This window comes from Sinorhizobium americanum, from assembly GCF_001651855.1.
GTDB classification, from domain to species: domain Bacteria; phylum Pseudomonadota; class Alphaproteobacteria; order Rhizobiales; family Rhizobiaceae; genus Sinorhizobium; species Sinorhizobium americanum.
The window spans coordinates 53,896-79,535 of record NZ_LNQC01000056.1; the positions used below are offsets into that span (position 1 = coordinate 53,896).

General features: G+C 62.3%; 24 protein-coding genes and 7 tRNA genes. 18 read left to right on the forward strand and 13 right to left on the reverse strand.

From position 1 onward, the window contains the following. The first annotated feature begins 47 nt into the window (after nt 1–47). The 4 genes from ATC00_RS16325 (at nt 48) to recJ (ending at nt 5,023) form a co-directional block, all read left to right on the forward strand. A complete protein-coding gene (locus ATC00_RS16325) occupies nt 48–353 on the forward strand; it encodes an SHOCT domain-containing protein (protein ID WP_037384468.1) in 306 nt (101 codons plus the stop codon). A 122-nt stretch (nt 354–475) separates the two neighbouring features. Continuing rightward, nucleotides 476–1,693, forward strand: a complete 1,218-nt coding sequence (locus tag ATC00_RS16330; RefSeq protein WP_037384467.1) for an LL-diaminopimelate aminotransferase — start codon at nt 476–478, stop codon at nt 1,691–1,693. 73 nt (nt 1,694–1,766) lie between these two features. Beyond that, the gene (locus ATC00_RS16335) at nt 1,767–3,089 is read left to right on the forward strand and encodes a homoserine dehydrogenase (protein WP_064253595.1); all 1,323 of its coding nucleotides are present in this window, start codon (nt 1,767–1,769) and stop codon (nt 3,087–3,089) included. A gap of 131 nt (nt 3,090–3,220) precedes the next feature. After that, nucleotides 3,221–5,023, forward strand: a complete 1,803-nt coding sequence (recJ, locus tag ATC00_RS16340; RefSeq protein ID WP_064253596.1) for a single-stranded-DNA-specific exonuclease RecJ — start codon at nt 3,221–3,223, stop codon at nt 5,021–5,023. Between the two features lie 80 nt (nt 5,024–5,103). Here the strand turns inward: recJ and ATC00_RS16345 are convergent. Together ATC00_RS16345 and ATC00_RS16350 are read right to left on the reverse strand one after the other, a co-directional pair. Beyond that, a tRNA-Glu gene (locus ATC00_RS16345) sits at nt 5,104–5,179 on the reverse strand. A 220-nt stretch (nt 5,180–5,399) separates the two neighbouring features. Continuing rightward, nucleotides 5,400–5,474: transfer RNA gene (locus ATC00_RS16350), tRNA-Glu, on the reverse strand. Nucleotides 5,475–5,946: 472 nt separating this feature from the next. On the opposite strand from ATC00_RS16350, the gene ATC00_RS16355 reads away from it, so the two are divergent. The 3 genes from ATC00_RS16355 to ATC00_RS16370 all read left to right on the forward strand — a co-directional run bounded on the left by ATC00_RS16355 (nt 5,947) and on the right by ATC00_RS16370 (nt 10,465). Then, a complete protein-coding gene (locus tag ATC00_RS16355) occupies nt 5,947–7,869 on the forward strand; it encodes a coiled-coil domain-containing protein (RefSeq protein WP_234782332.1) in 1,923 nt (640 codons plus the stop codon). A gap of 1,115 nt (nt 7,870–8,984) precedes the next feature. Further along, nucleotides 8,985–9,344, forward strand: a complete 360-nt coding sequence (locus ATC00_RS16365; protein ID WP_037384449.1) for a hypothetical protein — start codon at nt 8,985–8,987, stop codon at nt 9,342–9,344. 188 nt (nt 9,345–9,532) lie between these two features. Further along, nucleotides 9,533–10,465, forward strand: coding sequence for an L-lactate dehydrogenase (locus tag ATC00_RS16370; protein WP_064253599.1), 933 nt, complete (start codon nt 9,533–9,535; stop codon nt 10,463–10,465). Nucleotides 10,466–10,724: 259 nt separating this feature from the next. Here ATC00_RS16370 and ATC00_RS16375 read toward each other — a convergent pair. The 4 genes from ATC00_RS16375 to ATC00_RS16390 form a co-directional block, all read right to left on the reverse strand. Continuing rightward, nucleotides 10,725–10,800: transfer RNA gene (locus tag ATC00_RS16375), tRNA-Glu, on the reverse strand. Between the two features lie 174 nt (nt 10,801–10,974). Beyond that, nucleotides 10,975–11,050 (reverse strand) — tRNA-Glu (locus ATC00_RS16380). Nucleotides 11,051–11,145: 95 nt separating this feature from the next. Beyond that, nucleotides 11,146–12,471: a YcbK family protein gene (locus ATC00_RS16385; RefSeq protein ID WP_064253600.1), complete on the reverse strand. Its 1,326-nt coding sequence runs from the start codon at nt 12,469–12,471 to the stop codon at nt 11,146–11,148. A gap of 351 nt (nt 12,472–12,822) precedes the next feature. Next, complete coding sequence (locus tag ATC00_RS16390; protein WP_037384441.1) at nt 12,823–13,263, reverse strand: VOC family protein; 441 nt, start codon at nt 13,261–13,263, stop codon at nt 12,823–12,825. Nucleotides 13,264–13,456: 193 nt separating this feature from the next. Between ATC00_RS16390 and ATC00_RS16395 the strand changes: the two genes are divergently transcribed. The 5 genes from ATC00_RS16395 (at nt 13,457) to ATC00_RS16415 (ending at nt 15,399) form a co-directional block, all read left to right on the forward strand. Further along, nucleotides 13,457–14,035: a cold-shock protein gene (locus ATC00_RS16395; protein WP_037384439.1), complete on the forward strand. Its 579-nt coding sequence runs from the start codon at nt 13,457–13,459 to the stop codon at nt 14,033–14,035. Beyond that, a complete protein-coding gene (locus tag ATC00_RS16400) occupies nt 14,035–14,520 on the forward strand; it encodes a DUF192 domain-containing protein (RefSeq protein WP_037384436.1) in 486 nt (161 codons plus the stop codon). Before ATC00_RS16395 ends, ATC00_RS16400 begins: the two co-directional genes overlap by 1 nt. A gap of 77 nt (nt 14,521–14,597) precedes the next feature. After that, a tRNA-Pro gene (locus tag ATC00_RS16405) sits at nt 14,598–14,674 on the forward strand. Nucleotides 14,675–14,994: 320 nt separating this feature from the next. After that, nucleotides 14,995–15,300 (forward strand): ETC complex I subunit, encoded by a 306-nt coding sequence (locus tag ATC00_RS16410; RefSeq protein WP_037384434.1) that lies wholly within the window; start codon nt 14,995–14,997, stop codon nt 15,298–15,300. 22 nt (nt 15,301–15,322) lie between these two features. Beyond that, a tRNA-Arg gene (locus ATC00_RS16415) sits at nt 15,323–15,399 on the forward strand. Nucleotides 15,400–15,479: 80 nt separating this feature from the next. Here the strand turns inward: ATC00_RS16415 and ATC00_RS16420 are convergent. The 3 genes from ATC00_RS16420 to ATC00_RS16430 all read right to left on the reverse strand — a co-directional run bounded on the left by ATC00_RS16420 (nt 15,480) and on the right by ATC00_RS16430 (nt 16,874). Then, nucleotides 15,480–15,662 carry a hypothetical protein gene (locus tag ATC00_RS16420; protein WP_037384431.1) on the reverse strand — a complete coding sequence of 61 codons (183 nt, stop codon included), beginning with the start codon at nt 15,660–15,662 and terminating at the stop codon, nt 15,480–15,482. Nucleotides 15,663–15,718: 56 nt separating this feature from the next. Next, a complete protein-coding gene (locus tag ATC00_RS16425) occupies nt 15,719–15,994 on the reverse strand; it encodes a hypothetical protein (protein WP_064253601.1) in 276 nt (91 codons plus the stop codon). Nucleotides 15,995–16,223: 229 nt separating this feature from the next. Then, a complete protein-coding gene (locus ATC00_RS16430; protein WP_064253602.1) occupies nt 16,224–16,874 on the reverse strand; it encodes an outer membrane protein in 651 nt (216 codons plus the stop codon). 249 nt (nt 16,875–17,123) lie between these two features. Here ATC00_RS16430 and ATC00_RS16435 point away from each other — a divergent pair, with 249 nt between their 5' ends. Continuing rightward, nucleotides 17,124–18,140 (forward strand): GlxA family transcriptional regulator, encoded by a 1,017-nt coding sequence (locus ATC00_RS16435; RefSeq protein WP_082912390.1) that lies wholly within the window; start codon nt 17,124–17,126, stop codon nt 18,138–18,140. Here the strand turns inward: ATC00_RS16435 and ATC00_RS16440 are convergent. Together ATC00_RS16440 and ATC00_RS16445 are read right to left on the reverse strand one after the other, a co-directional pair. Beyond that, entirely contained in the window at nt 18,137–18,439 is a 303-nt protein-coding gene (locus ATC00_RS16440) for a hypothetical protein (RefSeq protein ID WP_037384421.1), read from the reverse strand. The two genes, ATC00_RS16435 and ATC00_RS16440, sit on opposite strands and share 4 nt — an antisense overlap. A 226-nt stretch (nt 18,440–18,665) precedes the next feature. Next, nucleotides 18,666–19,073, reverse strand: coding sequence for a DUF1236 domain-containing protein (locus ATC00_RS16445; RefSeq protein WP_037384418.1), 408 nt, complete (start codon nt 19,071–19,073; stop codon nt 18,666–18,668). 616 nt (nt 19,074–19,689) lie between these two features. On the opposite strand from ATC00_RS16445, the gene ATC00_RS16455 reads away from it, so the two are divergent. Further along, on the forward strand, nt 19,690–19,908 hold the full coding sequence (locus tag ATC00_RS16455; RefSeq protein ID WP_064253604.1) for a hypothetical protein: 219 nt from the start codon (nt 19,690–19,692) through the stop codon (nt 19,906–19,908). Nucleotides 19,909–20,422: 514 nt separating this feature from the next. Here ATC00_RS16455 and ATC00_RS16460 read toward each other — a convergent pair. Next, nucleotides 20,423–20,498: transfer RNA gene (locus ATC00_RS16460), tRNA-Lys, on the reverse strand. Between the two features lie 195 nt (nt 20,499–20,693). Between ATC00_RS16460 and ATC00_RS16465 the strand changes: the two genes are divergently transcribed. Together ATC00_RS16465 and ATC00_RS16470 are read left to right on the forward strand one after the other, a co-directional pair. Then, entirely contained in the window at nt 20,694–21,440 is a 747-nt protein-coding gene (locus ATC00_RS16465) for a cytochrome c biogenesis CcdA family protein (RefSeq protein ID WP_037384412.1), read from the forward strand. A 29-nt stretch (nt 21,441–21,469) separates the two neighbouring features. Continuing rightward, the gene (locus ATC00_RS16470) at nt 21,470–22,432 is read left to right on the forward strand and encodes an AEC family transporter (RefSeq protein WP_037384410.1); all 963 of its coding nucleotides are present in this window, start codon (nt 21,470–21,472) and stop codon (nt 22,430–22,432) included. Here the strand turns inward: ATC00_RS16470 and ATC00_RS16475 are convergent. Next, nucleotides 22,400–23,611 (reverse strand): UbiH/UbiF family hydroxylase, encoded by a 1,212-nt coding sequence (locus ATC00_RS16475; protein ID WP_064253605.1) that lies wholly within the window; start codon nt 23,609–23,611, stop codon nt 22,400–22,402. The genes ATC00_RS16470 and ATC00_RS16475 overlap by 33 nt on opposite strands. Before the next feature lie 275 nt (nt 23,612–23,886). On the opposite strand from ATC00_RS16475, the gene pcsA reads away from it, so the two are divergent. Then, nucleotides 23,887–24,612, forward strand: coding sequence for a phosphatidylcholine synthase (gene pcsA, locus ATC00_RS16480; protein WP_037384406.1), 726 nt, complete (start codon nt 23,887–23,889; stop codon nt 24,610–24,612). 9 nt (nt 24,613–24,621) lie between these two features. Then, entirely contained in the window at nt 24,622–25,599 is a 978-nt protein-coding gene (locus tag ATC00_RS16485) for a quinone oxidoreductase family protein (RefSeq protein ID WP_037384404.1), read from the forward strand. Nucleotides 25,600–25,640: the final 41 nt, after the last annotated feature.

The following is a 25,640-nucleotide window of genomic DNA, read 5'->3' on the forward strand; positions in this document are numbered from 1 at the left end:
CAAGGGCTAGCGCATCGTCGCACCCTAAAACAGAGGTCATCGCCAGCATGCTCGTCGTCGGAAACCAGCGTTCGCTTTCCCGGATTTCCGGGTTGATTCTTGCAGGCATGCTTGCCGGATGCAATTCGACGGCGGATCTCGCCACCTATCCTTCAGTCTATGGGCAGAAGCCTGCCGCCATGCAGCAGATGACCGACGAAGAGGCGGTGAACATGCAGGGCAGGCTGACGGCGCTTGCCGCCCAGCGCAGATCCGGCGCCATCTCCGAAGCGGAGTATCAGCGCCGTCTGAAGGAATTGCAGTTGCTGGCCGAACAGCATGGGCCCGAAGCGCTGAAACAGATCGAGAATTAGCACTTGCCTTTCTGGCGATTTGGCCGCAAAGCGTTGATTGGCCGTAATGACGGCCTTTCACCCCGCGCATGTTGAGCGATTGCCGATGAGGCCCAAAAACGCGCGCCAAATGAGGTCTGGAGATGGAAGAGTTTCATAAAGTCCGGCGTTTGCCGCCCTATGTTTTCGAACAGGTCAACCGTTTGAAAGCAAGCGCGCGAGCCGCCGGTGCTGACATCATCGACCTCGGCATGGGCAATCCCGATCTTCCCACCCCGCAGTCGATCGTCGACAAGCTCTGCGAGGTCGTGCAAGACCCGCGCACCCACCGCTATTCCTCGTCGAAGGGCATCCCGGGGCTGCGTCGCGCCCAGGCCGCCTATTACGCCCGCCGTTTCGGCGTCAAGCTCAATCCCGAGACCCAGGTCGTCGCGACGCTCGGCTCGAAGGAAGGCTTTGCCAACATGGCGCAGGCGATCACCGCGCCGGGCGACGTCGTCCTGTGTCCGAACCCCACCTATCCGATCCATGCTTTCGGCTTCCTGATGGCCGGCGGCGTCATTCGCTCGATCTCGGTCGAGCCGGACGAGAGCTTCTTCCCGCCGCTCGAGCGCGCCGTGAAGCACTCGATCCCGAAGCCTCTGGCGCTGATCCTCAATTATCCGTCCAACCCGACGGCCCAGGTCGCGACGCTCGATTTCTACAAGGATGTCATTGCGTTTGCGAAGAAGCACGACATCATCGTGCTGTCGGACCTCGCCTATTCGGAGATCTATTTCGACGACGTGCCGCCGCCCTCAGTTCTGGAAGTGCCGGGCGCGATCGACGTTACGGTCGAATTCACCTCGATGTCGAAGACCTTCTCGATGCCCGGCTGGCGCATGGGCTTCGCCGTCGGCAACGAACGGCTGATTGCGGCGCTGACGCGGGTGAAATCTTATCTCGATTACGGTGCCTTCACGCCGATCCAGGTGGCCGCGACGCAAGCGCTGAACGGCGATGGCAGCGACATCGCCGAGGTCCGCAACGTCTACAAGCGCCGCCGCGACGTGATGGTCGACAGCTTCGGCAAGGCCGGCTTCGAGGTGCCGCCGCCGCCGGCGACGATGTTCGCCTGGGCGAAGATCCCGGAGAAGTTTCGCCATCTCGGCTCGCTGGAATTTTCCAAGCTGCTCGTCGAGAAGGCGGATGTCGCGGTCGCTCCGGGCATCGGCTTCGGCGAGCAGGGTGACGACTATGTCCGCCTGGCGCTCGTCGAGAACGAGCACCGCATCCGCCAGGCGGCGCGCAACATCAAGCGCTTCCTGTCGACGGCGGATGAGACGATGCACAATGTCGTCTCACTGAATGCACATCGGTAACGGAAAAGCCGGCTTTCGCGCAAAACAGCCCCGCCAGTCCGGCGGGGCGCCTTCTACATGTTAGGAACGTGCTATGGCAGATGCCCTCAAAATCGGCGTTGCGGGCTTGGGGACGGTTGGTGCCTCGCTCGTGCGGATTCTCCAGGAACGTCACGAGATGCTGGCAACAACGTGCGGAAGGCCGATCGAGCTAATCGCCGTGGCGGCAAGGGATCGCACCAAGGACCGCGGCGTTGATCTTTCGAAGGCCGTCTGGTTCGAGGATGCGGTGGCGCTCGCTTCCGAGGCCGAGATCGACGTCTTCGTCGAGTTGATGGGCGGAGCAGGTGATCCTGCCTATTCCTCTGTCAAGGCGGCACTCGAGCGCGGTATCCATGTGGTTACCGCCAACAAGGCGCTACTTGCCAAGCACGGCATCGAACTCGCCGGCATCGCCGAGGAACAGGGCGCGCTGCTCAACTACGAGGCGGCGGTCGCGGGCGGCATTCCGGTCATCAAGGCGCTTCGCGAATCGCTGACGGGCAATACCGTCTCGCGCGTCTACGGGATCATGAACGGCACCTGCAACTACATCCTGACCAAGATGGAGAAGGAGGGGCTGACCTTCAAAGCCTGCTTGGAGGAAGCGCAGCGTCTTGGCTACGCCGAGGCGGACCCGACCTTCGATATTGAGGGCAACGACACCGCCCACAAGCTCTCGATCCTGACCAGCCTCGCTTTCGGCACGGCGATCGCCGCCGACGATATCTATCTGGAAGGCATCACCAATATCTCGATCGAGGACATCCAGGCCGCCGCCGATCTTGGCTACCGCATCAAGCTGCTCGGCGTCGCGCAGCGCACCGACAGCGGCATCGAGCAGCGCGTCCATCCGACCATGGTGCCCCATGATTCCGTGATCGCTCAGGTCGACGGGGTGACGAATGCGGTCGCGGTCGAGTCCGACATTCTCGGCGAATTGCTGATGGTCGGCCCCGGCGCCGGCGGCAATGCGACGGCTTCGGCCGTGCTTGGCGATATCGCCGACATCGCCAAAAGCCGTCCGGGCGCCCAACATGTGCCGGCCTTTGGACGGCCCACCACGGCCCTCATGCCCTATAAGCGCGCCCGGATGCAGAGCCACGAGGGCGGCTATTTCATCCGCCTGAAAGTGGTCGATCGCACCGGCGTCTTCGCCAACATTGCCGGCCATATGGCGGAGAACGACATCTCGCTCGAATCGATCATGCAGCATTCCAAGCATTATGCGGATCCTGCCGAACCGAAGACGATCATCCTGGTGACACATGCGACGCACGAAGCTTCGGTGCGCAAGGCGATCGTCTCGATCAAGAGCGAGGGCTATCTCGTCGGAGAGCCGCAGGTGATCCGCATCGAGCGGCCCAAGGACTGGTGACCCCGCTCTTGCATTAAATCTGTTGAGAAACCGCTCCGGCATGCCTGTCGCAGGCCGGAGCGCCCGGCCTGCCGGTTTTTCCGCCCCAAAATATTCGTTAAGAACGGATGGAGTTCGGGCGGACGGGTAGCATGGACGTATTGGCGGATCCGATAGAGCGGGCATTTCTCGGCGTCGAACGCTCGGTCAGCGGTCAGCGCTGGGTCTCGCGCCTGGATCGGGCCGGGCAGAACCGGGCGTTGGCAATCAGCCAGGTGCACGGCTATTCGGAGCTCATTGCACGGGTACTGGCCGGCCGCGGCATCGGCTTGGATGATGCGGCACGGTTTCTCGATCCGACGCTGCGCGCGTTGATGCCCGACCCGGACGTGCTTACCGATTGCCGCAAGGCCGCGGAGCGGCTCTCCGGTGCCATTCGCCGGGGCGAGAAGGTCGCGATATTCGGCGATTACGACGTCGACGGTGCGGCCTCCTCGGCACTGATGCTTCGGTTCCTGCGCCATTTCGACATTCAGGCCGAGACTTATATTCCTGATCGCATTTTCGAGGGCTACGGGCCGAACCCGCAGGCGATCGAGCAACTGATTGGCAACGGGGCCGGTCTGATCGTCACCGTCGACTGCGGTTCTACAAGCCATGAGTCGCTGGCCGTCGCCGCCGAGCGTGGGATCGACGTGGTGGTCATCGATCACCACCAGGTTGGCGCAACGCTTCCGCCGTGCCACGCCCTCGTCAATCCGAATCGCGAGGACGATTTGTCCGGGCAGGGGCATCTCTGTGCCGCCGGCGTGGTCTATCTGGTGCTTGTCAATACGTTGCGGGTGCTGCGGCTTGAGGGGAATGCGCGTGCCGGCAGCTTTGATCTGCTGTCACTACTCGACCTGGTTGCGCTCGCCACTGTCTGCGACGTCGTGCCGCTCAAGGGGCTGAACCGAGCCTATGTCGTCAAGGGATTGATCGCGGCGCGCCATATGGGCAATAGCGGCCTGGCAGCCCTGCTGCGCAAGGCTGCGATCGGTGGCCCGGTGACGCCCTATCATCTGGGCTTCCTGATCGGCCCGCGCATCAATGCGGGCGGGCGGATCGGCGATGCGGCCCTCGGTAGCCGCCTCCTGACCCTCGACGACGCCACGGCGGCCGAGGTGATCGCCAGCCAGCTCGACGAGCTCAATCGCGAGCGGCAGGCGATGGAGGCAGCAATGCTTGCCGAGGCCGAGGCCGAAGTGCTCGCAGAGTACGGTACGGGCGAGGGGGCCTCGGTCATCGTCACCGCCAGGGAAAGCTGGCACCCCGGCATCGTGGGCCTGATAGCGGCGCGCATCAAGGAGAAGTTCCGCCGCCCGGCCTTTGCCATCGCCTTTGACCCGAGCGGCCGCGGCACGGGTTCCGGCCGATCGATCACCGGGTTCGATATGGGCAGACTCGTTCGCGCGGCCGTCGACAATGGCCTCCTCGTCAAAGGGGGTGGGCATGCCATGGCCGCCGGCTTGACGGTCGAGCGCGCCAATCTCGGGCGACTGCGCCAGTTTTTCGAGGAGCGCGCCGAGAACCCGGTGCGGGAACTGGTGGCCGTCGAGACCCTCAAGCTCGATGGTGCACTGGCAGCGGCCGGAGCGACGCTCGATCTCGTCGACCTTCTCGACCAGGCAGGCCCCTATGGCTCGGCCCATCCGCAACCGGTCTTCGCCTTTCCCCAGCATCGTCTGCGCGACAGCCGCCAAGTCGGCGCCAACCATGTCAAGGTTACGCTCGAGGGTCACGACGGCAGCCGCATCGACGGCATCGCTTTCCGGGCGAAGGAAACGCCGCTCGGCGATCTCCTGCTCGGCAATCGCGGTTCGACAGTGCACGTCGCGGGCTCGGTGTCGGCGGATCTCTGGCAGGGAACGCGCCGCGTGCAACTGCGCGTGACGGACGCGGCAAAGGCAAGCTGATCACGTTCATCCGCGATAGGGTTGCTAAGCCGGATCAACCGGTTGTGCAATTTGTTTGAGAAGATTTCTGAGGATCGTAATGGCACGCCCAACGGGACTCGAACCCGTGTTTCCGCCGTGAAAGGGCGGCGTCCTAGACCGCTAGACGATGGGCGCCTGCTGCAGCGACCTTGTGCGTCCAAGAACGCGCGGTGCTGTAAGACAAGGCGGCTTATAGAGAGCGCTTCGGATTCCCGCAAGGGAGCAGGAGCCCCAAAAGTTCGATTTTTCTTATGAAAACGAAAACGTCGCACAGCTACTTGGAGCGCAGGCGGTTTTCAGGTCTTGGGTGGGTACCTTCGACCTCGCGCCAAATTGTCCAATGGAAAGAAAGATATGGTACGCCCAACGGGACTCGAACCCGTGTTACCGCCGTGAGAGGGCGGCGTCCTGACCGCTAGACGATGGGCGCCTAAGCCGAAGCGACAGCAACATACTATGAAAAAGACGAAATGGGAAAGGGGAGGAATAGCGCGCCAACGATATTGCCGCTCGCGTTGCTTTTGATGAGCTTTATTGGTGAACGGCTGCTCCCGTTCGCCATCCCGTTACGGTTCGCACGGGTGATATGACCAGCCCCGCACTCTTCTCTAGCGAGGAACGAGCCAAGGCAGTATTATGGCAAGTCGCCCGGCGGGGACACAGCTATGGCAACGCGCAGCCTCACTTTTTTCTGCCTTGTTTTGCTCCTTGGGTTTCCCACAGGAGGACAAACAGCAACTGCCGACAGACCTGCCAACGACATGCTCGAATTGCGTGCAGCGGCCGCGAGGGCGTGGATCAACGATTTAGCTCAGTTGGTGGGGCGCGAACGCGCCAGGGACGCCGCACCCGAGGGAGTACTCCTCGCGGCGAGCGGGGCCGTCGATACGCCCAAAAACGACATGCAACTGGCCGCTGGCAAGCTGGAGGAAATTCTCCGCCGCGCCTTGGCGGCGGCCAAGAGGGACCTCGAGGCGATGCGCCGGGTCGCCGAAAAGCAGCGCCAAAGAGCCGATAGACTCGAGCGCGATCTGACGATGGTGCTGCAAGTCGTCGAAGAGTTGGAGACCAGCGCGGCCGGAGCAACGCGGTCAAAAGCTGCCGCACTCAGGGCGCGGGACGCAGCGGAAGCGTTGCTGGTTGATGCGAGACGGGCACTCGCTGAGGCGCAGCGAAAACAGGAAGCCTACGAGCGCGATCTTACGCAGGCCCGTCCGTCGGCCGCCGTCCCGGAGGCTGGCGGCAGTTTGGCAGCCGCAGAGAAGGCTGCCGCCGTGCAGGCCCGCCAGAATGCCGAGGCTGCGGCGAGGCGGGCGGGTGAAGAGCTCGCATCGGAACGTGAGAAGGCACGGTCGCTCGCTCGGGAGCTCGACGCTGTTCGCCAGGAACGCGACGCCGCGATACTCGCAGCGAAACAGCGGGCGACGGAAAATGAGCGCGATCTTGCGCAGGCCCGTCAGTCCGCCGCGGCCCAGGAAGCTGGCGTCAGTTTGGCAGCGGCGGAGAAGGCTGCCGCCGTGCAGGCCCGCCAGGTCGCTGAAGACGCGGCAAGGCGGGCGGTTGAAGAGCTGGCGTTGCAACGCGAGAAGGCACGGTCGCTCGCTCGGGAGCTCGACGGCCTTCGCCAGGAACTCGACGCCGCAACACTCGCAGCGAAACAGCGGGCGGAGGAGGGTGAGCGCGATCTTGCGCAGGCCCGCCAGTCGGCTGCGACCCAGGAGGCTGGCGTCAGGTTGGTAGCGGCGGAGAAGGCTGCCGCCGTGCGGGCCCGCCAGATTGCCGAAAATGCGGCAAGGCAGACTGACGAAGAGCTTGCATTGGAACGTGAGAAGGCACGGTCACTCGCTCGGCAGCTCGACAGCCTTCGCCGGGAACGCGACGCCGCGATACTTGCAGCGAAACAGCGGGCGACGGAGAATGAGCGCGATCTTGCGCAGGCCCGTCAGTCAGCCGCGAGCGAGGAGGCTGGCGCCAGTCTTGCAGCGGCAGAAAGGGCTGCCGCCGTGCAGGCCCGCCAGATTGCCGAGGCTGCGACGAGGCGGATTAGCGAAGAGCTCGCATCGGAACATGAGAGGGCACGTGCGCTCGCTCGGCAGCTCGACAGCCTTCGCCAGGAACGCGACGTCGCGATACTCGCAGCGAAACAGCGGGCGACGGAGAATGAGCGCGATCTTGCGCAGGCCAGTCAGTCGGCCGCGAGCGAGGAGGCTGGCGCCAGTCTTGCAGCGGCAGAAAGGGCGGCCGCCGTGCAGGCCCGCCAGGTTGCCGAGGCTGCGACGAGGCGGATTAGCGAAGAGCTCGCATCGGAACGTGAGAAGGCACGTGCGCTCGCTCGGGAGCTCGAGGCTGTTCGCCAGGATCGCGACGCCGCAATACTCGCAGCGAAACAGCGGGCGGAGGAGGATGAGCGCGAACTCACCAAAGCCAGCCAATCGTCCGCTGCCCCGGAATTGGACGCCAACTCGGCAGCGGCGGAGAAGGCGGCCATCGTGCTGGCGCGCCAAGTGGCGGAGACCGCGGCAAGTCGGGCTGCCAACCAGCTCGCATTGGAGCGCAAGAAGGCACGGTCGCTCGCTCGCGAGCTCGACTCCGTCCGCGAGGAACGCGACGCGACAAAGAAGCAATTGAACCGGATCTTGGCGGCACAACGGCGTGGGTCGGAGGAAGCGCGCGATCGGGGCACCGGCCGCGAGCGTGCGGCGGAGCCGATGGAAAATGGCGCCCGCAAGAACCGTAATTCGCGCCGCGAGGTGGTGATCCAGCCTATGCCGGAGGCGCTGCCCGATGCGCTCCTCCCCAGACGTCTGGTGCCCGGCCTTTGGTAAGGAGCGAGGATTGATATGCGAAGATGAGGACGTTGGCGATGCGCACTCATACGTCTGCCACATTCCTTGTTGCCTTTGCGCTGGCCCTGGCGCCGGCTCTTGAGTTTGGCGAGGTCGGAAAATTCCGCAGTGTCGGGGTCATCGCCGCCCCGGGTGGCACGGGTGGCGGCTCGTCAAAAACCAGCACCGCTGGCCGGACAAACGCCGGAGCGTCGGCCGGCGCAAAAGCGGGAAAAAGCAGTGGCGCTGCAAGCAATCAAGGGACATCGGTGGGAAGTGGTGTGGCGAGTGGCGGGAGTGGCGGCTCGCCAGGGACGAGTGCCGGAGGCGGAACGAAGGCCGGAGCCTCGGCCAGCGTAAAGGCTGGGAAAAACAGTGGGACCAGCGGCAATGTCGGCCATAAGAGTGGCGGCAAACTGACGGGTGCCGGCAGACGAGCCGCGGTGCCGAAAGGCAAGGGAGCGCCTCCTGCTTCGAGCGGTGCTTTGGCTGGTCCGGTCGTAGGCGCTGGAACTCCAAAGAAGAGCAGGACGCCAAACAGTGTCCGTGCACGAGCGATTGCTGGCATTGCTCCCGCGACGGGCGCGTCGCCATCCGTCGGACTGCCTTCTGCCCTTTGGCCCGTAAAGATTCGGCTCGGCGAGCGCGGTGAATACGAGCAAGGTATTTTTGGCAATCCCGTGACGGACCCGATGATAACGGGAGCGATTTCGGATGGGGCGGGCGGCGTGGTTCGTGCCTGCCTCCAGGCGATCACCTCGGCTGCGCTGCCGCTTGGCGCCGTGCGTATACGCGCGGCCAGCGCCGGCCCTCTCGTCCGCCAACGCGACGGCGCGCTCATGGCTCCAATTACTGTGCGGATTGAATATGCAGCAGGGGGCCTCGTCGAGGTCCGTCAGGCGCGCGTCAGATGCCATCTCGACTCGAACGGCTTGGTCGTTGCCGTGACCTAAGCGTAGCGGAGCCAGGGGGGCGCCGTCGTGCTTAGCTGCGCATTGCGAGTCGAGGCCGTGAATGGCGTTGGGCCTCCTTCCACCATCAAAAGGCGTACTGCGGTTTTGACAGCCAGACAGGCTAGAATGCCTGGTCCATGCACCAGGAAAGGACCACAGGCCATGCACATGATCAGAATGCTCAGCGCCGCCGTGCTCTTTCTCGCCGGTCCAGCCTTCGCGGCCGACTTGCTGCCAGAACCGGTGTCGCCGGTCAGCCACGGCGTTTCGCCGGCCGATCAGCCGACCGTCGACCGCTGCAACGAGGCAATCGCCCAGTGGGCCGCGCCGTACAATCCGGCTGCCATCGACACAAGTCTGACCGAGCCTGTGCGCGCAGGCGCTGCCGGCGAGCGGATAGCCACGCTCGACGTCAAGATCGACTACGAGCGCGAGGGCGCCATCGAGCCGCGCTCGGCGACCATCGCCTGCACGGTGGCGTCGGACGGAGAGGTCAGTGTCGCGGTCGTGAAGCAAGGATAAGACGCGATCAAGCCGAGGCGACGTGCGCCTGCGGCTCGCCGGTCGTCGGTGTCGGTTCAGCGACGCACGCGGGAGGCAGTGACCGATAACGCAACTCGAATCCGCATTACCGCCGTGAAGGGCGGCGTCCTGACCGCTGGACAATGGGCGCCTGTGCCGAAAACCCACCCCAAAAGGAGGGACGTGGCATGAAAGTCGGTATTGTTGGAACAGGCATGGTTGGCAGTGCGGCTGCTTACGCCCTGGGATTGCGAGGGGTCGCGAGCGAGGTTGTACTGGTAGATCTCGATTCGGCTCTGGCCGAAGCACACGCCCTGGACATCGCACATGCGATGCCCTTTGCCTCAGGAACCTCAATCGCTCATGGAGGCTACGACCGCCTTCGAGATGCGGGTGTCGTCATCATAGCCGCGGGGGTCGCGCAGCGATCCGGGGAAACACGGACCGATCTGTTAAGCCGGAACGCCGCTGTCTTCCGCGTCGTTGTGGGAGACATCATGCGTGTCTGCCCCGATGCAATTCTGATCATCGCGTCGAATCCAGTCGATATCATGACCCAGGTCGCCAGTGCCTATTCGGGACTGCCAAACCATCGGGTGATCGGCTCGGGTACGATTCTCGACACTGCGCGGTTCCGCAGCCTGCTAGGGGCGCACCTTCGGGTGTCGCCGCGATCCGTTCATGCCTACGTGCTAGGCGAACACGGCGACAGCCAGGTGCTGGCCTGGTCTGGTGCCAGGGCGGGCACAGTTCCTATCGATCGCCTAGGTGCACAGATTGGCGCGCCCATCACCGAATCTATCCGGGCAGAGATCGACAGCAAGACCCGCAACGCGGCCTATACCATCATCAAGGGCAAAGGCTCGACCTACTACGGAATTGGAGCTGGACTTGCCCGGATCGTCGCCGCGATAAGACAGAATGAACAAGCGGTGCTCTCGGTTTCGAGTGTCACCGCGCTGGTCGAAGGAGTGAGGAATGTAGCTTTGTCGGTTCCCCGCGTCGTGGGTCGCGAAGGCATTTCCACCGAGCTGCTTCCTGATCTTGACGCAAAGGAACGCGCTGGACTTCAACGAAGCGCTTCTCTGCTTCGAGGTCTGTTCGAGTCGGTGTCGCTCTGAAATGAAGCGATGCTGCGCCCGTGCACAGGCCGACCCACCGCACGGGCGGCAACGATCACTGTGAAGCTCATACGCCGCGGCATCCTCAGTCGTTGAATTTCAGCCGCCGGATCGGTCGGGGATGCGGAGGAGAAGACATGGGGGAGGGCGCTTCCGGCTGCGGCAAGAGGATACTGCGTGGGGCTTGCGCGACAGAGGCCGAGCGCAGCTCATGACAAGCACTTGGGGAACTGTATCAGTATCTCAAATCTCTAGAGAGTGGCACGCCCAACGGGACTCGAACCCGTGTTTCCGCCGTGAAAGGGCGGCGTCCTAGACCGCTAGACGATGGGCGCCCAAGACAGGGCGGCTTATAGAAGGCGCTTGGGATTCCTGCAAGTCGTCTGAAACAATATTTTTTATTTTTCTGCCGAGATTGAAAAGCATCGGTGCAGAGGCTTGTCACACACAAACACAGATGCGTGACGAATGAAAATGTCAAAGTATCCGCAAGTATTGGAAAAGAAGAATGGCACGCCCAACGGGAATCGAACCCGTGTTTCCGCCGTGAAAGGGCGGCGTCCTAGACCGCTAGACGATGGGCGCCCAAGACGAAGTGGCTTATAGAGAGCACTTCGGATTCCCGCAAGCGGCAAATCTCACTTTTTCTCAAAAATTTACATCGCGGTGGCAGCCATTCCTCAGCCGTTGCGACGGCGGCAGCGCCAATTCCAATCGCGCTGCCGGCCGATGTCGATATGCACGGATTCGGTGTGGCAATAGGTGCCGACGCCGCCGCGGCCGGGCAGGCTTCTGAGATATTCGGCGAGATCCCACTTGCTGACGCCTTTGACCTGGATGTCAGCCGCTTCGCAGCGCGTGTGAAGCGATTGGCGTTTCCGGTTGACCTTGATCGGCCGAAGCCCCGAGGTGACCATCACCTTTTGACCGTAATGCCGCTCGACGCTCTTCAGCATCTGGAGAAGCGCCGGCTTGAAGCAGCCGGTTTCGACGCTCTCCGTCTGCAGGATGAGGCCGCTTGGCGCCAGACGGGCGAGACCGGAGAGATTGGCAACCTCGACCGGCGCGTCGTCCTCTTCACCCGCGTGGTCGGCATGGTCCATGTTGAACAGCGGATTGAGCTTGACGCCGGGAAGCGCGGTATAGGCGAGCGATGCGACCTGAGGTTCAGCCGCGTTCGCGGCAGTGATCGTCCGCTTCTCGGCGGCGCCGACGTTGCTCTCGCCGCTCATCCGCAGCTTCGGCTTGCGTTTGGCGGCAAAGAGACTTGCGAGCGTCCAGCTCTTGCCCGTGCGCTGCTGGTCCTTCCCGTCGTCCTCGGGGGAGGTGGGCTGAGTGGCGGCCGCCACGGGCGGCGTCACCTGTCCGGCGGATGCGACTTCAACCGCCTGTAGAGGACCGGATGTTTGATCGCGGCGCGCCGCCTGCGCGCTCGTGGGCAAGGGGACGGCGGCGGGAAGATCTGCAGCGCTGGCAGTGCTTTCCGTATCGGGCTGGGCTTTTGCCGGAATTGCGTTGCTCGCGCCTTCCTGGTCCGGCAAGACAGGCGCTGCCGCCGGCTGAGCGCCGGTGAAGAGACTGTTGTTCGTCGCATTGACGCCGGGCTGGGCATCGCCGCCCGATGTTTCCGAGGTTTGGGCGGCGCTTGCAGGCGCGGTCCCCGCGGCGGGCGACTGCCGGTAAATGCTCGACGCGGTGGCATTGAGGCCGGTGCTTTGCATCGTCAGGCCCCGGCGCAGGGCGGCTGAATCCGCCTGGGCGGCCGGATCGTCTGTTTGCTGTTGAGCGCCGACGCCGGATGCGGCGGCCTGGTCATCTGGGCGACCGTCTTCCGCGTTCGGTGTCGTCATGCTCGCTGGAGCTGCGGCTTGCGGCGATTCGACCGAATTGGCGCCCTCGCTCTCCGCAACCGCCGAGACGCAACCGGCGAGCGTAAGGAGTGATACGGAGAACGCCGCGGCGCGTCCGATCGAAAGGAGCGCGCGTTTTGAATCCAGCTGTTGCAACGTCTTATCCCCGCTCTCCGTGCATATCCCCGGTTATCGTGGATCATGCGCAAGTCTCGGCTCCGAAACATTGTTCGGAACAGACAACTTTTCTCTCGCGGCGAGAAGTTCTCCCGCCACGGGAAGGTCAGGCCAAGTAAGGGCGCCGCAAATGATTGCGAAGCATAGCCCCGTTTCAACTATGGCGCGGAAATTAGTGGATACCGCGCAATTTGTAAACTGGCGCTAACCTTCCGCCCACGATCACATGCGAAAGCCCGGCGCGTTGGCCGGGCTTTGATCGTCAGTCGACTCTGTTGATCTTCGCATTCGGTCCTGTGCCGACCTTGGGCGCTCGGGATTGTGCGAGGCTTACCAGGTGCCGGTGTTGGCCATGGAGGCCCAGGGCTCCTCAGCGGAGAGGTGTTCTCCCTTCTGCAGAATCTCGATCGAAATACCGTCGGGCGAGCGGACGAAGGCCATGTGACCGTCGCGGGGCGGTCGATTGATCGTCACGCCATTATCCATCAGGTGCTTGCAAAAGGCGTAGATGTCATCGACCTCATAGGCGAGGTGACCAAAGTTGCGTCCGCCGGTATAGTCCTCGGTGTCCCAGTTGTAGGTCAGTTCCAGGCAGGGCGATACCTCTGCCTTGGCGCGGTCGAGGTCGCCGGGTGCGGCGAGGAAGACGAGGGTGAAGCGGCCTTTCTCGTTCTCGTATCGGCGAATTTCCTGGAGTCCGAATAATGTGCAGTAGAAATGGAGAGCCTTGTCGAGGTCCCTTACACGAACCATCGTGTGCAGATAGCGCATTGGATTGTCCCTGTTTTGCAGAAGATGGCGTATACTTAAGGGACAGCAAGCCAGAGGCAAGCCTGCGGCCCCATAAATGACCTCGGCCAATTTATGTCGAGGGACTTGCGCATGCGCAGCGGGACGATGTTATTCTGGTCCATAAGAATCAGTTAACCGTATCGAGAGTTGCGCGTAACGAGGGGCTGGGAGAATGGCGGACAGAACATCTTCAAAAGGCGTCATCGAGAATGACGGCCTTGGTAATGACGCTCTCGATCTCATCGAGATCACCGGCGTCATCAAGTGGTTCGACGTCGCCAAGGGTTTCGGCTTCATCGTCCCCGACAACGGCATGCAGGATGTCCTGCTGCACGTCACTTGTCTCCGGCGCGACGGCTACCAGACGGTGCTTGAGGGCGCTCGCGTCGTGGCACTCGTGCAAAAGCGTGAGCGCGGCTACCAGGCCTTCCGTATCCTTTCCATGGACCAGTCGACCGCGGTTCACCCCTCGCAACTCCCGCCGGTACGCACCCATGTCCAGGTCACTCCGACGAGCGGACTGGAACGGGTGCTGGTGAAGTGGTTCAACCGCACCAAGGGTTTCGGCTTCCTGACGCGCGGCGAGGGCACCGAGGACATCTTCGTGCATATGGAAACGTTGCGCCGCTTCGGCTTGACGGAACTGCGCCCCGGCCAGGTGGTGCTGTGCCGCTTCGGTGACGGAGAGAAGGGCTTGATGGCTGCGGAGATTCATCCGGACGGCCCGACACCGACGAATCGGTCGCATTGATGCGCATGCTTCACGGCCGCCTTGCGAGAAGCGCCATTGCGGCGCTTTTTTCGTTGTCGCTGTTCCTCGCGTCGCACGCTGCGGCCATCACCTTCGAGAAGGACAGAATCCGGCTCCTCACCAGCGGGGGGAAGGCCCATGACCTGACCGTGGAACTGGCGATCGAACCGGAGCAGCGCGAACAGGGGCTGATGCACCGCCGCCAGATGGCGCCGGACCACGGCATGCTGTTCGATTTCGGCGAGACGCGGCGGGTGATGATGTGGATGCGGAACACCTATCTGCCGCTCGACATGCTCTTCATCGCCGCGGATGGCACCGTCGAAACCATTCATGAGAACGCCGTCCCGCTGTCCGAAGCGATCATCGATTCGAAAGAACCGGTCGCCTTCGTGCTCGAGCTCAACGCCGGAACCGTGCAACGCCTCGGGATAAAGCCTGGCGCCCGGATCACCGGCGCCCGCATCCCGGCCGGAGCGCGCTGAGCCCGCCCTGTGGTCGGTACAGCCAAATTTGCTGTTGCAGGTAAAAGGCGAAGCGTGTATCTCCGCCTTCGTCGGCTCGGAGTGTAGCGCAGTCTGGTAGCGCATCTGGTTTGGGACCAGAGGGTCGGGAGTTCGAATCTCTCCACTCCGACCATTTAAGTCCTTGATCCTGTATCCTATTGAGACCGCGGGCAGTCGATGACGACTCGGGCGGCGACTGCGGGAAAAACTTGCCATCTCGACACGGCCGGCGCGGGCTTGAAAAAGCTATATTTCCGTGTCGCAAGTCATTCCGTTTTAAATCATTCTGCGCTAAGGGAAGACGGAGCATGGAGCAGAACGGCTCGCAGGCACGGTTTTGGCTTGTCAGTGATCCTCGAAAGGCCATGCTCAGAGTTCGAGAGACGACAGCGACTTGGCGCATCGGATGATGCGCCGGTGTCGAGATGGAGAGACGGGAGCCGTTTGAAAGCAATGTCCGCGAAGATTTATCGTCCCGCGAAGACAGCCATGCAATCCGGCAAGGCCAAGACGCATCTGTGGGTGCTGGAGTTCGATCAGGAGAAGCCGCGCACCATCGACCCGATCATGGGCTATACGAGCTCGGGCGACATGCGGCAGCAGTTGCGGCTGACCTTCGAGACCGCCGAGCAGGCGATCGCCTATGCCGAACGCAACGGCATCGAATACCGCGTCATCGCGCCGAAGGACTCGACGCGCAAGAATGTGTCCTATTCGGACAATTTCCGTTTCAACCGGATGCAGCCCTGGACCCATTGAAGGCCCGGCAAACCGGCCCGACGGCCCCTTAGCTCAGCTGGATAGAGCACCTGCCTTCTAAGCAGGTTGTCGCAGGTTCGAGTCCTGCAGGGGTCGCCAAAATTCAAATTTTTGAATTACTTAGTTCTTGCGCAGATTGTACGGGACCTGCTGCTGCAATTCATGTGGTCTTCCTCGTCCTAAACCGCTCCGCCAGTCACCGGATTGACCTTCGGCTTTTCGCTGGTGTCCTTCGCACCGGGCGGTTGAACCAGCGGCGGTGCGATTGAATTCTCGTCGACATGCTTTTGCCGCTCCACAGGCGGTTGCACGTCTTTTGGCTTTTTCTGCTCGGCTTCGGAGTTCGTATTTTTGATGGCCATTGGCATTCTCCTTCAGAATTCAGAACGAAGAGAACTCATCGAGGTTCCGTGCCGCTCTAAGTGTTGCCAGGCTCCTTCTTCGCCGGGGCTCGCCGCTCGATGAGTTGCTGAAAGATCTCCGCCTGTCGCTCGGTCGCTGCGCGGATCGCAACGAGATGATCGAGCATCCCGCCAAAGGCCACCAGCACCAGCCCGCCGGCAATCGTCGCAAAGGTCCAGGGAAGAACGGCGAGCAAGGTTCTGACATCGGGCGAGGGCAGCAGCATCGTGGCGAGCACGACGAGCGTGCCGATGACGATCGCGCCGCCGAGGAATTCGAGAAACTTTCCCATCCGTGGATCCCCTATCTCGTTGCCCAGTCCGACTCGCTGCGGCCTAATGCTGCATCCGCTGCATGATTCCTCAATCGGACAACAATTCAAAGTGCTACGGCCGCGGGTTTCGATGCCGATTGGACGGGTGGATATTTAAGGGCGGAGCCGGCTGGCTCCTTTGTCGTGTTCTTCAGAAAAAACCCGGCGCGGCGCCGGGGAGGGTGAAACCGGGAATCAATAAGAGAACTCAGAATTTTACGCCGACGCCCACCGTGAACTGGTGTTGGTCGAGATCGACATTGACGCCGCCGACGTCCTTGTCATCGAAATCATTGTAGCGATACTCGGCGCGGCCGAACATGCTGTTGGTAAAGGCGTAGTCGATGCCGCCGCCGATCGTCCAGCCGTTGAACGTCTCCTTCTCTTTCGGCGCCCCGGCCACGTCGACGAAGCCGCGGGTAACCGCCCAGCCGCCGGTGCCGTAGAGAAGTGCCTTCTCGCCAAGTGTATAGCCGACCCGGCCGCGAACGGATCCAGAGACATCCGTTCCCACCTCCGTGCTCGCTCCGAAGACCGTGAAGCTCTTGTCGTTCCAGTTGTAGCTGACGTCTCCCTCTACGCCGACCACCCAGTCGCCCATCTGGTAATTGTAGCCGGCGAAGGCGCCGAAAAGGCCGCCGTTGAAATCCTCCGAGGCGCTGGCGCCCGGAACGCTGAGGTCGCTGTTCAGCCAGCCACCTCCGCCCTGCAGACCGACATAACCGCCGGTCCAAACGAAGGTGGGGGTCGTTTCAATGGCGGCCGGGGCAGGTTCCGGAGCTTCGGTGATGTCTGCTGCGTAGGCTGGAGCGGCGGCTAGGGCGGCGCCGAGCATTGCAACAAGCACGTCTCTGATCATCACAGATGCCTCCTGTTGTCCGAGAACGAGATTAGCAACTAATCGGGAACAAGTCTGCGAAAAATGGCGCTTTTTGGATTCCCTCCGCCTCGGACGAAAAAACGGGCCAGTGGATTTAACTCCAGCCGGCCCGCCCGGAATAGTCGCGGAAAGGGGAACGTCTCTTCGCTTGGCGACAAGGCCGCGCGGAAGAGACCGATTGCCACCTGATAATGCCTGAACGCGCTTTTACGCGTTGACATGGTCCGCATGAAATTTGACATTATGCGCATGGCTGCAACCATTGAAAAGACCGTTCCGATCGAGGTGATCGTGGTGGTCCTGCCCGAATCCTCGATCATGTCGCTCGCCTCGGTGCTCGACCCGATGCGGGCAGCAAATCGCGTCGCCGGCCGGGCCGTCTTTCGCTGGCGCCTGCTCTCGGCCGATGGACAGGCCGTGAAGTTGACCTGCGACATCCCGATTCCCGTCGACGGCCGGTTCTCGCTGCCGCTTGCCGGCGACCTTCTCCTCGTCATCGGCGGCTTCAACCTCGACCGGCACGTCGGCAAGCGATTTCTCGCCGCCCTGCAGGAGTGCGCCCGTCATTTCGACATCGTGGCCGGCATCGAATCGGGTTGCTGGCTGCTTGGCCGATCGGGACTGCTCAACGAGCGCAAGGCGACCGCCCATTGGGAAGAGCTCGAAGACTTCAGCCAAGCGTTTCCCGCTCTGACGGTGATCGGCGACCGTTTCGTGACGGACGGCAAATACTGGACCTCGGGCGGCGCGTCTCCGACCTTCGACATGATGCTGCACCTGATCACCGAGCGGCTTGGCCCGGCCCTGGCTCTCGATGTCGCGAGCATCTTCGTCTACGACCAGATGCACAGCCCGACCGATATTCAGCCCTTCGTCTCACTCGGCCGCATCGAAGCGCGCGATCCCGAGCTTGCCGGTGCGATAAGGCTGATGGAGCGCACGCTGGAACGGCCGATGACGGTGGCGGCCCTGGCGCGGCGGCTCGCCATTTCGCAGCGCAAGCTCGAATTGCTTTTTGCAAGGGGCCTGTCGATCAGCCCTGGCGCCTATTATCTGCGCCTGAGGTTGCAGGTCGCCCATCGACTCGTCCGCGACTCCGGCGTTCCGATGCGCGATATCGCGCTGCGCTGCGGCTTCGACAGCCTGTCGGCCTTCTCGCGCGCCTATCGGCGGGAATACGGGGCGAGCCCATTGAAGATGCGTGGCGCCAACCGCCCGGCGAGCGGTCGAGCAGAAAGCGGCTAGTTTCGGGCGTGCGGGCCGCCGGATCCGGAGAGGGCGCAGGCCTCTTCGAACTCCTTGACTGTTTCCGGCGTATTGTCCTCGGGCAGTACCGCGTCGGCAACTTCCTCGACTGTCGCCTCGCCCTCGTAAACAAAGGACTGGATGTAATAGGCGATTTCGCCCTTCCATACCTTGCGACCGTCAATCTGCTTGCAGGCAACCGCCGTCTCGAAATCGGTCTGCAGATCATCCACGCTGGCCGGGGCGGAAGCGCCACCGGAAGGTGCCACGAGCGAGGCAATCAGCAAGGCTGTGAACATGGCGGCAGGCCTCCGGATGGGTCGACGAGGAAACTGCCGGTTCGTTTCCTCGATCTCACTTGGTAGAGGGCGAATCTGCTCCGAACGAAAGAGGAATTTTTGCGCTGATGATTTTTGTTGGGCGATCGATGTGTATAAGCCACAGTCCCCCTCGACGGCATCAAACTCACCGCGGGCGCGCTGAAGGAGGAGCCCCTCCCTCGATTGAGTGAAGGGCTCCGGGTCGTTATTGCACGACCTGAACGACCGTGTAGGTCTTCGGATCGACAATGACGCGCTGCTGGTTGACGACAGCGTAAGCATAGGCCGGGTTCTCCGGAACGGGCGTCAGGACAACAGTGCGCGGCAACGGTCTACCGACGGCGATCTGTTCCTTGATCATGACCGTGTTGGCCGGGGCGGGCTGCTGCTGCACGTAGGTCGTTACCTGCCGCGGCGGCGGCGCGATGACCGCGCCGGCCACCAGCCCGACGGCGCCGCCGATGGCTGCACCCACCGGGCCGCCAACAATCGCGCCAGTAACAGCGCCGCCCGCGGCACCAGTCACTGCACCTTGATTGCTGTCATTTGCAATAGCGGGCGCGGCAAAGATGCCCGTCGCGATCGCGGTAGCAATGATGATCTTGGCATTCATCTGTCGTACTCCCTTGCTATACGTGGGGTACAACGCCGTGTAATTTGATTTGTTCCTGAACGTGACTTTCAAAGTCCACTCGTGTTCTGGTAGTAACGCAGTGTTACATACATGAAATCTTGTGAATACTAACTGAGGCTGGCAGTCATACAGCGAGTCTAACGGGGAGTTGCGGGCGTTCGAGCGAATTCGGTCGCCGGAGCTCCGTTTGCCGCCCATTCAGCGACCGCAATCGCCGAGCCGAGCATGAGGACCGGCAGAGCCAACACCCCGAAGAACCTGAGCACTTGCAGGCGCCGCGTGCGCCTCCCTTTGCGATCGTTCACCATCTCAATTCCGCCGAACCGCATTTCGAAGGACCGGAGAAGATGGAAGCAGACAAGCTCCGATCGGTCAGTCCCCTTGGGAACACGCTGGGCGTGACAGCGCGACGAGTCGAGGGGAGGCATATGACAGACCCCACAGGCCAGACAAGGCAAACGTGCGCGTGCTAGCCACGCCGATGAACTTCTCAAACAGCGCCTTGTCGAAGGATGCATCCCTGCGGTCGCCAGCGGGAATATTTAGGGCCCCGCCGATGTCATAGCGATGTCGCGCCTACGCAGGAAGATGCGCCATGCAAATTGAAACTCCCATCGCCCTTCACGATGTCGACATGCTCAGCATGGTGTTCGAAGAGTTGTTGCAGGACCATCAAACGTCTCGCGACAGCACTGCAGCAGAGGGCATCCTCGCACGCCTGATCTTCACCTACGATCTCGGCGTTCGCGATCCCGTGCTGCTGAAGATGCTTGCGGTGCCATTTCTGCGACAGCGTTTGTCAGGAACGCAGTGACGAGCACTACGAAAAAGCCCCGCACGAGGGCGGGGCAAGTCCGCATCCCGTTGCCTTCAGCGGATGCGGAGATGTAGCCCAGAGATGCGAGCTACGCAGAGACGCTATCTACGGTTTGATCCGAGAGGAAGATCTGATTCCGTGATTCCGGTACGCCTCTTCAAAAAAGCTGTGGGCGAGGTTGACGCTTGTTCACCTTGATGCTTCGAAATTGAGCTTTCTCTAAACGTCGAACGGGGATTGTAGGCGCTGAGGTTTCTCAATAATGGCGCGTCCGAGAACCAGCCGACCGCGGGAATTCAGCCCGGATGTCGGCTCTCCATCAAGCACAAACTTCAACGTCTCGATCACATCGACGGCATTGGCCACAGCATGCCTGATCTGTTCTCCGTAAAGCCTCGAGTGCGTTCGAACGCTTGGTGCAGGTGGGTCGAGCACGGCATGGCCGCGTAGATTGGCGCTAGTTGCCCTGACAGAAAATAGAACGAAGCCATTGGATTTATTATTTTTCTGGTGGTGAGCGCGCAGGGATTCGAACCCTGGACCTACTGATTAAAAGTCAGTTGCTCTACCGGCTGAGCTACGCGCTCCCAGGCCCGGCCTTTAAGCCCGGCGGAAGTGGGCGGACATATGCACGCGAGATTCGCGCGGGTCAACCGAAAAATTGCGCAGGACCAGGATTATAGCCGACGACGCGGTGCGGCAAAATGATCGCCGAAAGGTGATTGGTGTCGCCGTATACATGCGGGTAAGAAAACCACCAGCCGAGTGCCGGAGTTCCGAATTTGTCGATTGCCGATGTCTCCATCTGGACCGCCGTTCTTGCCGGCGCCCTGTCCTTCCTTTCGCCCTGCGTCCTGCCGCTCGTCCCGCCCTATCTCTGCTACATGGCCGGCGTCTCGGTCGATCAGTTCCGCGGCGGCGATGGCGCGACGGTCGGGAACACGCGACGGGCGGTCCTGTCGGCGGCATTGTTCTTCACGCTCGGCTTTGCGACAGTCTTCGTGGCGCTCGGGGCAGGGGCGTCGTCGATCGGCCTCCTGCTCAGGCAATATATCGATCTCCTGTCGCGCATTGGCGGCATCATCATCATCGTCATGGGGCTGCATTTCCTCGGGGTCTTGCGCATCGGGCTGCTTGCCCGCGAGGCGCGCTTTCACGGCGGCGGCAAGCCGGCGACGCTGTCGGGAGCCTATATCATGGGGCTCGCCTTCGCTTTCGGCTGGACGCCCTGCATCGGCCCGGTGCTCGGCACCATCCTCGGTGTCGCCGCAGCGCGTGAAACCGTCGGCGACGGGGCGATGCTGCTCGCCATCTATTCGCTCGGACTTGCCGTGCCGTTCTGGATCGCCGCCGGCTTTTCCGGCGCCTTCATGCGCTTCCTCATGCGTTTCCGCCGGCACCTCGGCCTCGTTGAGAAGCTGATGGGCGCGCTTCTCGTCCTCGCCGGCCTTGCCTTCCTGTTCGGCTTCATCAGCTCTGTTGCGATCTGGTTCCAGCAGACCTTTCCGATCCTGTCGCAAATCGGCTAAGCAAGGCCGGAGCCGGATCGGAGGGAAGAATGGCTGACATTGCGGGCCTGGTGCTGCCGTTCTTCGGGCTCATCTTTCTCGGCTATCTGACGGCGCGCTTCGTCGAGCACCGCGGCGAGGCGATGGGCTGGCTGAACACCTTCATCGTCTATCTGGCGCTGCCGGCCCTCTTCTTCAAACTTGTGTCGCGCACGCCCGTGGAAGAACTGACGCGCGCCGACTTCATTCTCACCAGCGTCGGGACGACCTATGTCGTCTTCGTGCTGATCTTCGCGATCGGAGTGTTCCTGCGCCGAAGCACGATCGCCGAGGCGACCATCCAAGGGTTTGCCGGGGCCTATGGCAATATCGGCTACATGGGGCCCGGTCTGGCGCTGCTCGCCTTCGGGGAAGCGGCCGCTGTCCCGGTGGCGCTGATCTTCTGCTTCGAAAACGCGGCGCATTTCACCGTCGCTCCGGCGATGATGGCGGTTGCCGGCGGACGCCGGCAGAAGCCGGTATCGCTCGTCCTCGGCATCGCCCGCCGGATCGTTCTTCACCCGTTCATCCTGTCGACCTTCGCCGGGGTGGCGGCCGCCTTCCTGGCGATCGAGCCGTCGGCACCGCTGCAGCGATTGATCGATTACCTTGCGCAGGCGGCCGCTCCATGTGCGCTGTTCGCGATGGGCGTGACGCTGGCGCTTCGACCGCTGAAGCGCATTCCCGTCGAGATCGGCTACATCGTTCCGGCGAAGCTCGTGCTTCACCCGGTGCTCATGTATCTGGCGCTGAGTCTTGCCGGCAGCTACGACCCCGTGTGGATGCAGACGGCGGTGCTGCTCGCCGCCCTGCCGACGGCCACCAACGTCTTCGTGATCGGCCATCAATACGGGATCTGGCAGGAGCGGGCCTCCGCGACCATCCTGATCACCACGCTGTTTTCCGTCGCGACCGTGACCGGATTGCTCTACCTCATCCGATCAGGCGCGCTGCCGGCCGACCCTTTCCCATAAGCTTTCCTTGAGCGAGCGCAGCGCGCTGCCCGGATGGATGCCTTCGCGCATCAAGAGGCCGCGAAGCGGACCGGCCGAGGCGATGAATTGCAGGCCCACCGCCCTGAGCGCCTGGATGGGCAGGAAATCCGAGAGCAGCGATCGGTTGAGCAGGTCGACGCTTGCGGTTCGGCTGACGATGTCCATGCGCCGGCGGCCGTCGAATCGGTCTCCGATATCAGCCGCCAGTTCCCTGCCGGTTGCCCGGCCGACGAGTTCGACAAACGTCATCACGTCGCGGAGACTGAGATTGAGCCCCTGCGCGCCGATCGGCGGGAAAGCATGTGCGGCTTCGCCGACAAGTGCGGCACGTCCCTTGCCGAAGCGGCGGGCGGTCATGCCGGAGAGCGGAAAGGATTGCGGCACGCCTTCGGCCGTCACCTTCCCGAGGATCGATTCCATACGGTCCTCGATGGTGCGGGACAGGACATCCAACGGAAGTTTCAGGGCCTCCTCCGCGTCGCGTGGCCTCTGCACCCAGACAAGGCTCGAGCGGTTGCCCGGTAGCGGCACCTGCGTGAATGGGCCGCTCTCAGTGTGGAACTCCGTCGAAACCTCCTGATGCGAAAGCTCGTGGCTGAAGTTCAGCACCACCGCCGTTTGCGGATAGGACCAGGTGAAGGTCTCTATGCCCGCTGCCTCGCGAACCGCAGAGCGCCGGCCATCGGCGCCGACGACAATATCCGCGGTGATCGTTCGCCCGTCCTCCAGACCGATCCGCGCTTCGACTTCCCCGATGTCGAAGGTCATGGCCGAGGCGGTTATCCGCTCGAGCGTCGCCAGGCTCGCTTCGTGCCCTTCCAGGATTTCGAGGAAGGGGGCATTCGGAATGTTGTAGCCGAAGGCGTCGAGCCCGACCTCTGCAGCACGGAAATTGACGGGTGGTGCGCGCAGGAGCCGCTTGGTCCCGTCGATGATGTGAATGGCGACGAGCGGCGCCGTCAGCGGTTCGACCTCGTCCCACAGGCCAAGTCCCTTGAGGTACTCGATCGATTGGTCCATGAGCGCTGTGGTGCGTCCGTCGGCAATGACCGGCCTCGGCCCGACAAGCACGACGCGATGGCCGTCGCGGGCGAGGGCGATCGCCGCCAGCGAGCCGGCAAGTCCCGCGCCGATGATGGCGATGTCGTAATGTTGCATGGCCGTCGCTTTCCCGGGCGGTTGTCCGCCTCCATGTCGATATCGTGATCTTCTTGTAGCCCCTTAGTCCATTGAAATAAATGGGATGAAACGGCGCAGGCGCGTTTGCCGCGTGTCCACAGGACAATGCCGCTTGAGGGGTTGACGAAGGTGAATTTTGCTGGCGATGCCCCGTAAAGGGTGCATATTAGCCGCCGAGTGCCGTCGATCGCGGGTCAGGGCGGTTTGGCGATGGCGCGAAAAGACGAACCGAAGGGAATGGGCGGCAGTCGCAGATGAAATTCTTCAACTACAGACGCGTTCCCTACGCTGAAATCCGCGCGTTTTCCGTGCATATCCTCACGGCGTCCGGCTCCTTCCTGGCCTTTCTGGGCGTCGTGGCTGCTGCCGAGCATCGTTTCGTCGACATGTTCTGGTGGCTCGGGCTGGCGCTGCTCGTCGACGGTATCGACGGCCCGATCGCGCGCAAGGTGCAGGTCAAGGAAGTGCTGCCGAACTGGTCGGGCGATACTCTCGACAACGTCATCGACTACGTCACCTATGTGCTGCTTCCCGCTTTCGCGCTTTACCAGAGCGGCATGATCGGCGAACCCTGGTCCTTCGTGGCGGCCGGCGCCATCGTCGTGTCGAGCGCCATCTACTATGCGGACATGGGCATGAAGACGGATGAGTATTTCTTCTCCGGGTTCCCCGTCGTCTGGAACATGGTCGTCTTCACGTTGTTTGTCATCCAGGCAAGCGAAGTGGCTGCATCGATTGTCGTTTTCCTTTCCGTCGTGCTGACTTTCCTGCCGATCAACTTCCTGCATCCGGTGCGGGTGAAAAGGTTGCGGCCGCTCAATCTCGGCGTCTTCCTCATCTGGTCGGTTCTCGGCATGTACGCCTTGCTGCTGCATTTCGAGACACCGCCCTGGGTGGTCCTTGGCGTGGTGGCGACGGGGATCTATCTCTACGTCATCGGATTCGTTCTGCAGATTTTTCCCAATCTCGGCCGCGTATAGGAGTTGCTCATGCCACAGGCGATCGTTGTCCGCGAACTCGGCGGACCGGAAGTGCTGAAGATGGAAGGCGTCACGCTTGCGGCGCCCGGACCCGGCGAAGTGCAGATCCGGCAGGTCGCCATAGGCCTCAACTTCATCGACGTCTATTTCCGGACCGGCCTCTACAAGTCGGCAACCGGCCTGCCGTTCATTCCGGGCAAGGAGGGCGCCGGCCTCGTGACCGCCGTCGGAGATGGTGTCAGCATGTTTTCCGTCGGTGACCGCGTCGCCTATGCGTCGGCCGACGGCGCCTATGCAAGCGAACGCAATGTCGACGCCTCGCAGCTCGTCAAAGTTCCGGACGGAATCAGCCTCGAGACCGCAGCGGCGATGATGCTGAAGGGCATGACCGCGCAATACCTGCTCAATCAGACCTTCAAGGTTGGGCCGGAAACGACCTTGCTCTTTCACGCGGCTGCCGGCGGTGTCGGGCTGATCGCCGGGCAGTGGGCGAAGGCGCTTGGCGCGACCGTCATCGGCACGGCGGGATCGCAGGACAAGATCGATCTGGCGCTCGCCCATGGCTACGACCATGTCATCAACTACCGAACGGAGAATTTCGTCTCACGCGTGAGGGAACTGACCGGCGGCAAGGGCGTCGACGTCGTCTACGACTCGGTTGGCCGCGACACCTATCCGGCCTCGCTCGACTGCCTGAAGCCGCGCGGCCTGTGGGTCAGTTTCGGCAATTCCTCCGGGCCGGTGGACGCCTTCAATATCGGCATCCTGGCGCAGAAAGGGGCGCTTTACGCGACCCGTCCGACCCTTTTCACCTATGTCGCGGCCCGGCCGGCGCTGGAGGCATGTGCAAACTCCTTGTTTGATGTTGTGCAAAGCAACAAAGTGCGTATCAATATCAATCAAACCTATCCGCTCGCCGACGCCGGCCGAGCGCATACGGATCTCGAAACAAGAAAAACGAGTGGAACGACATTGCTGATTCCCTGACCTGTTTGAGCAGCAGGGGATTCGAAAGAGGGGAAAAGAGG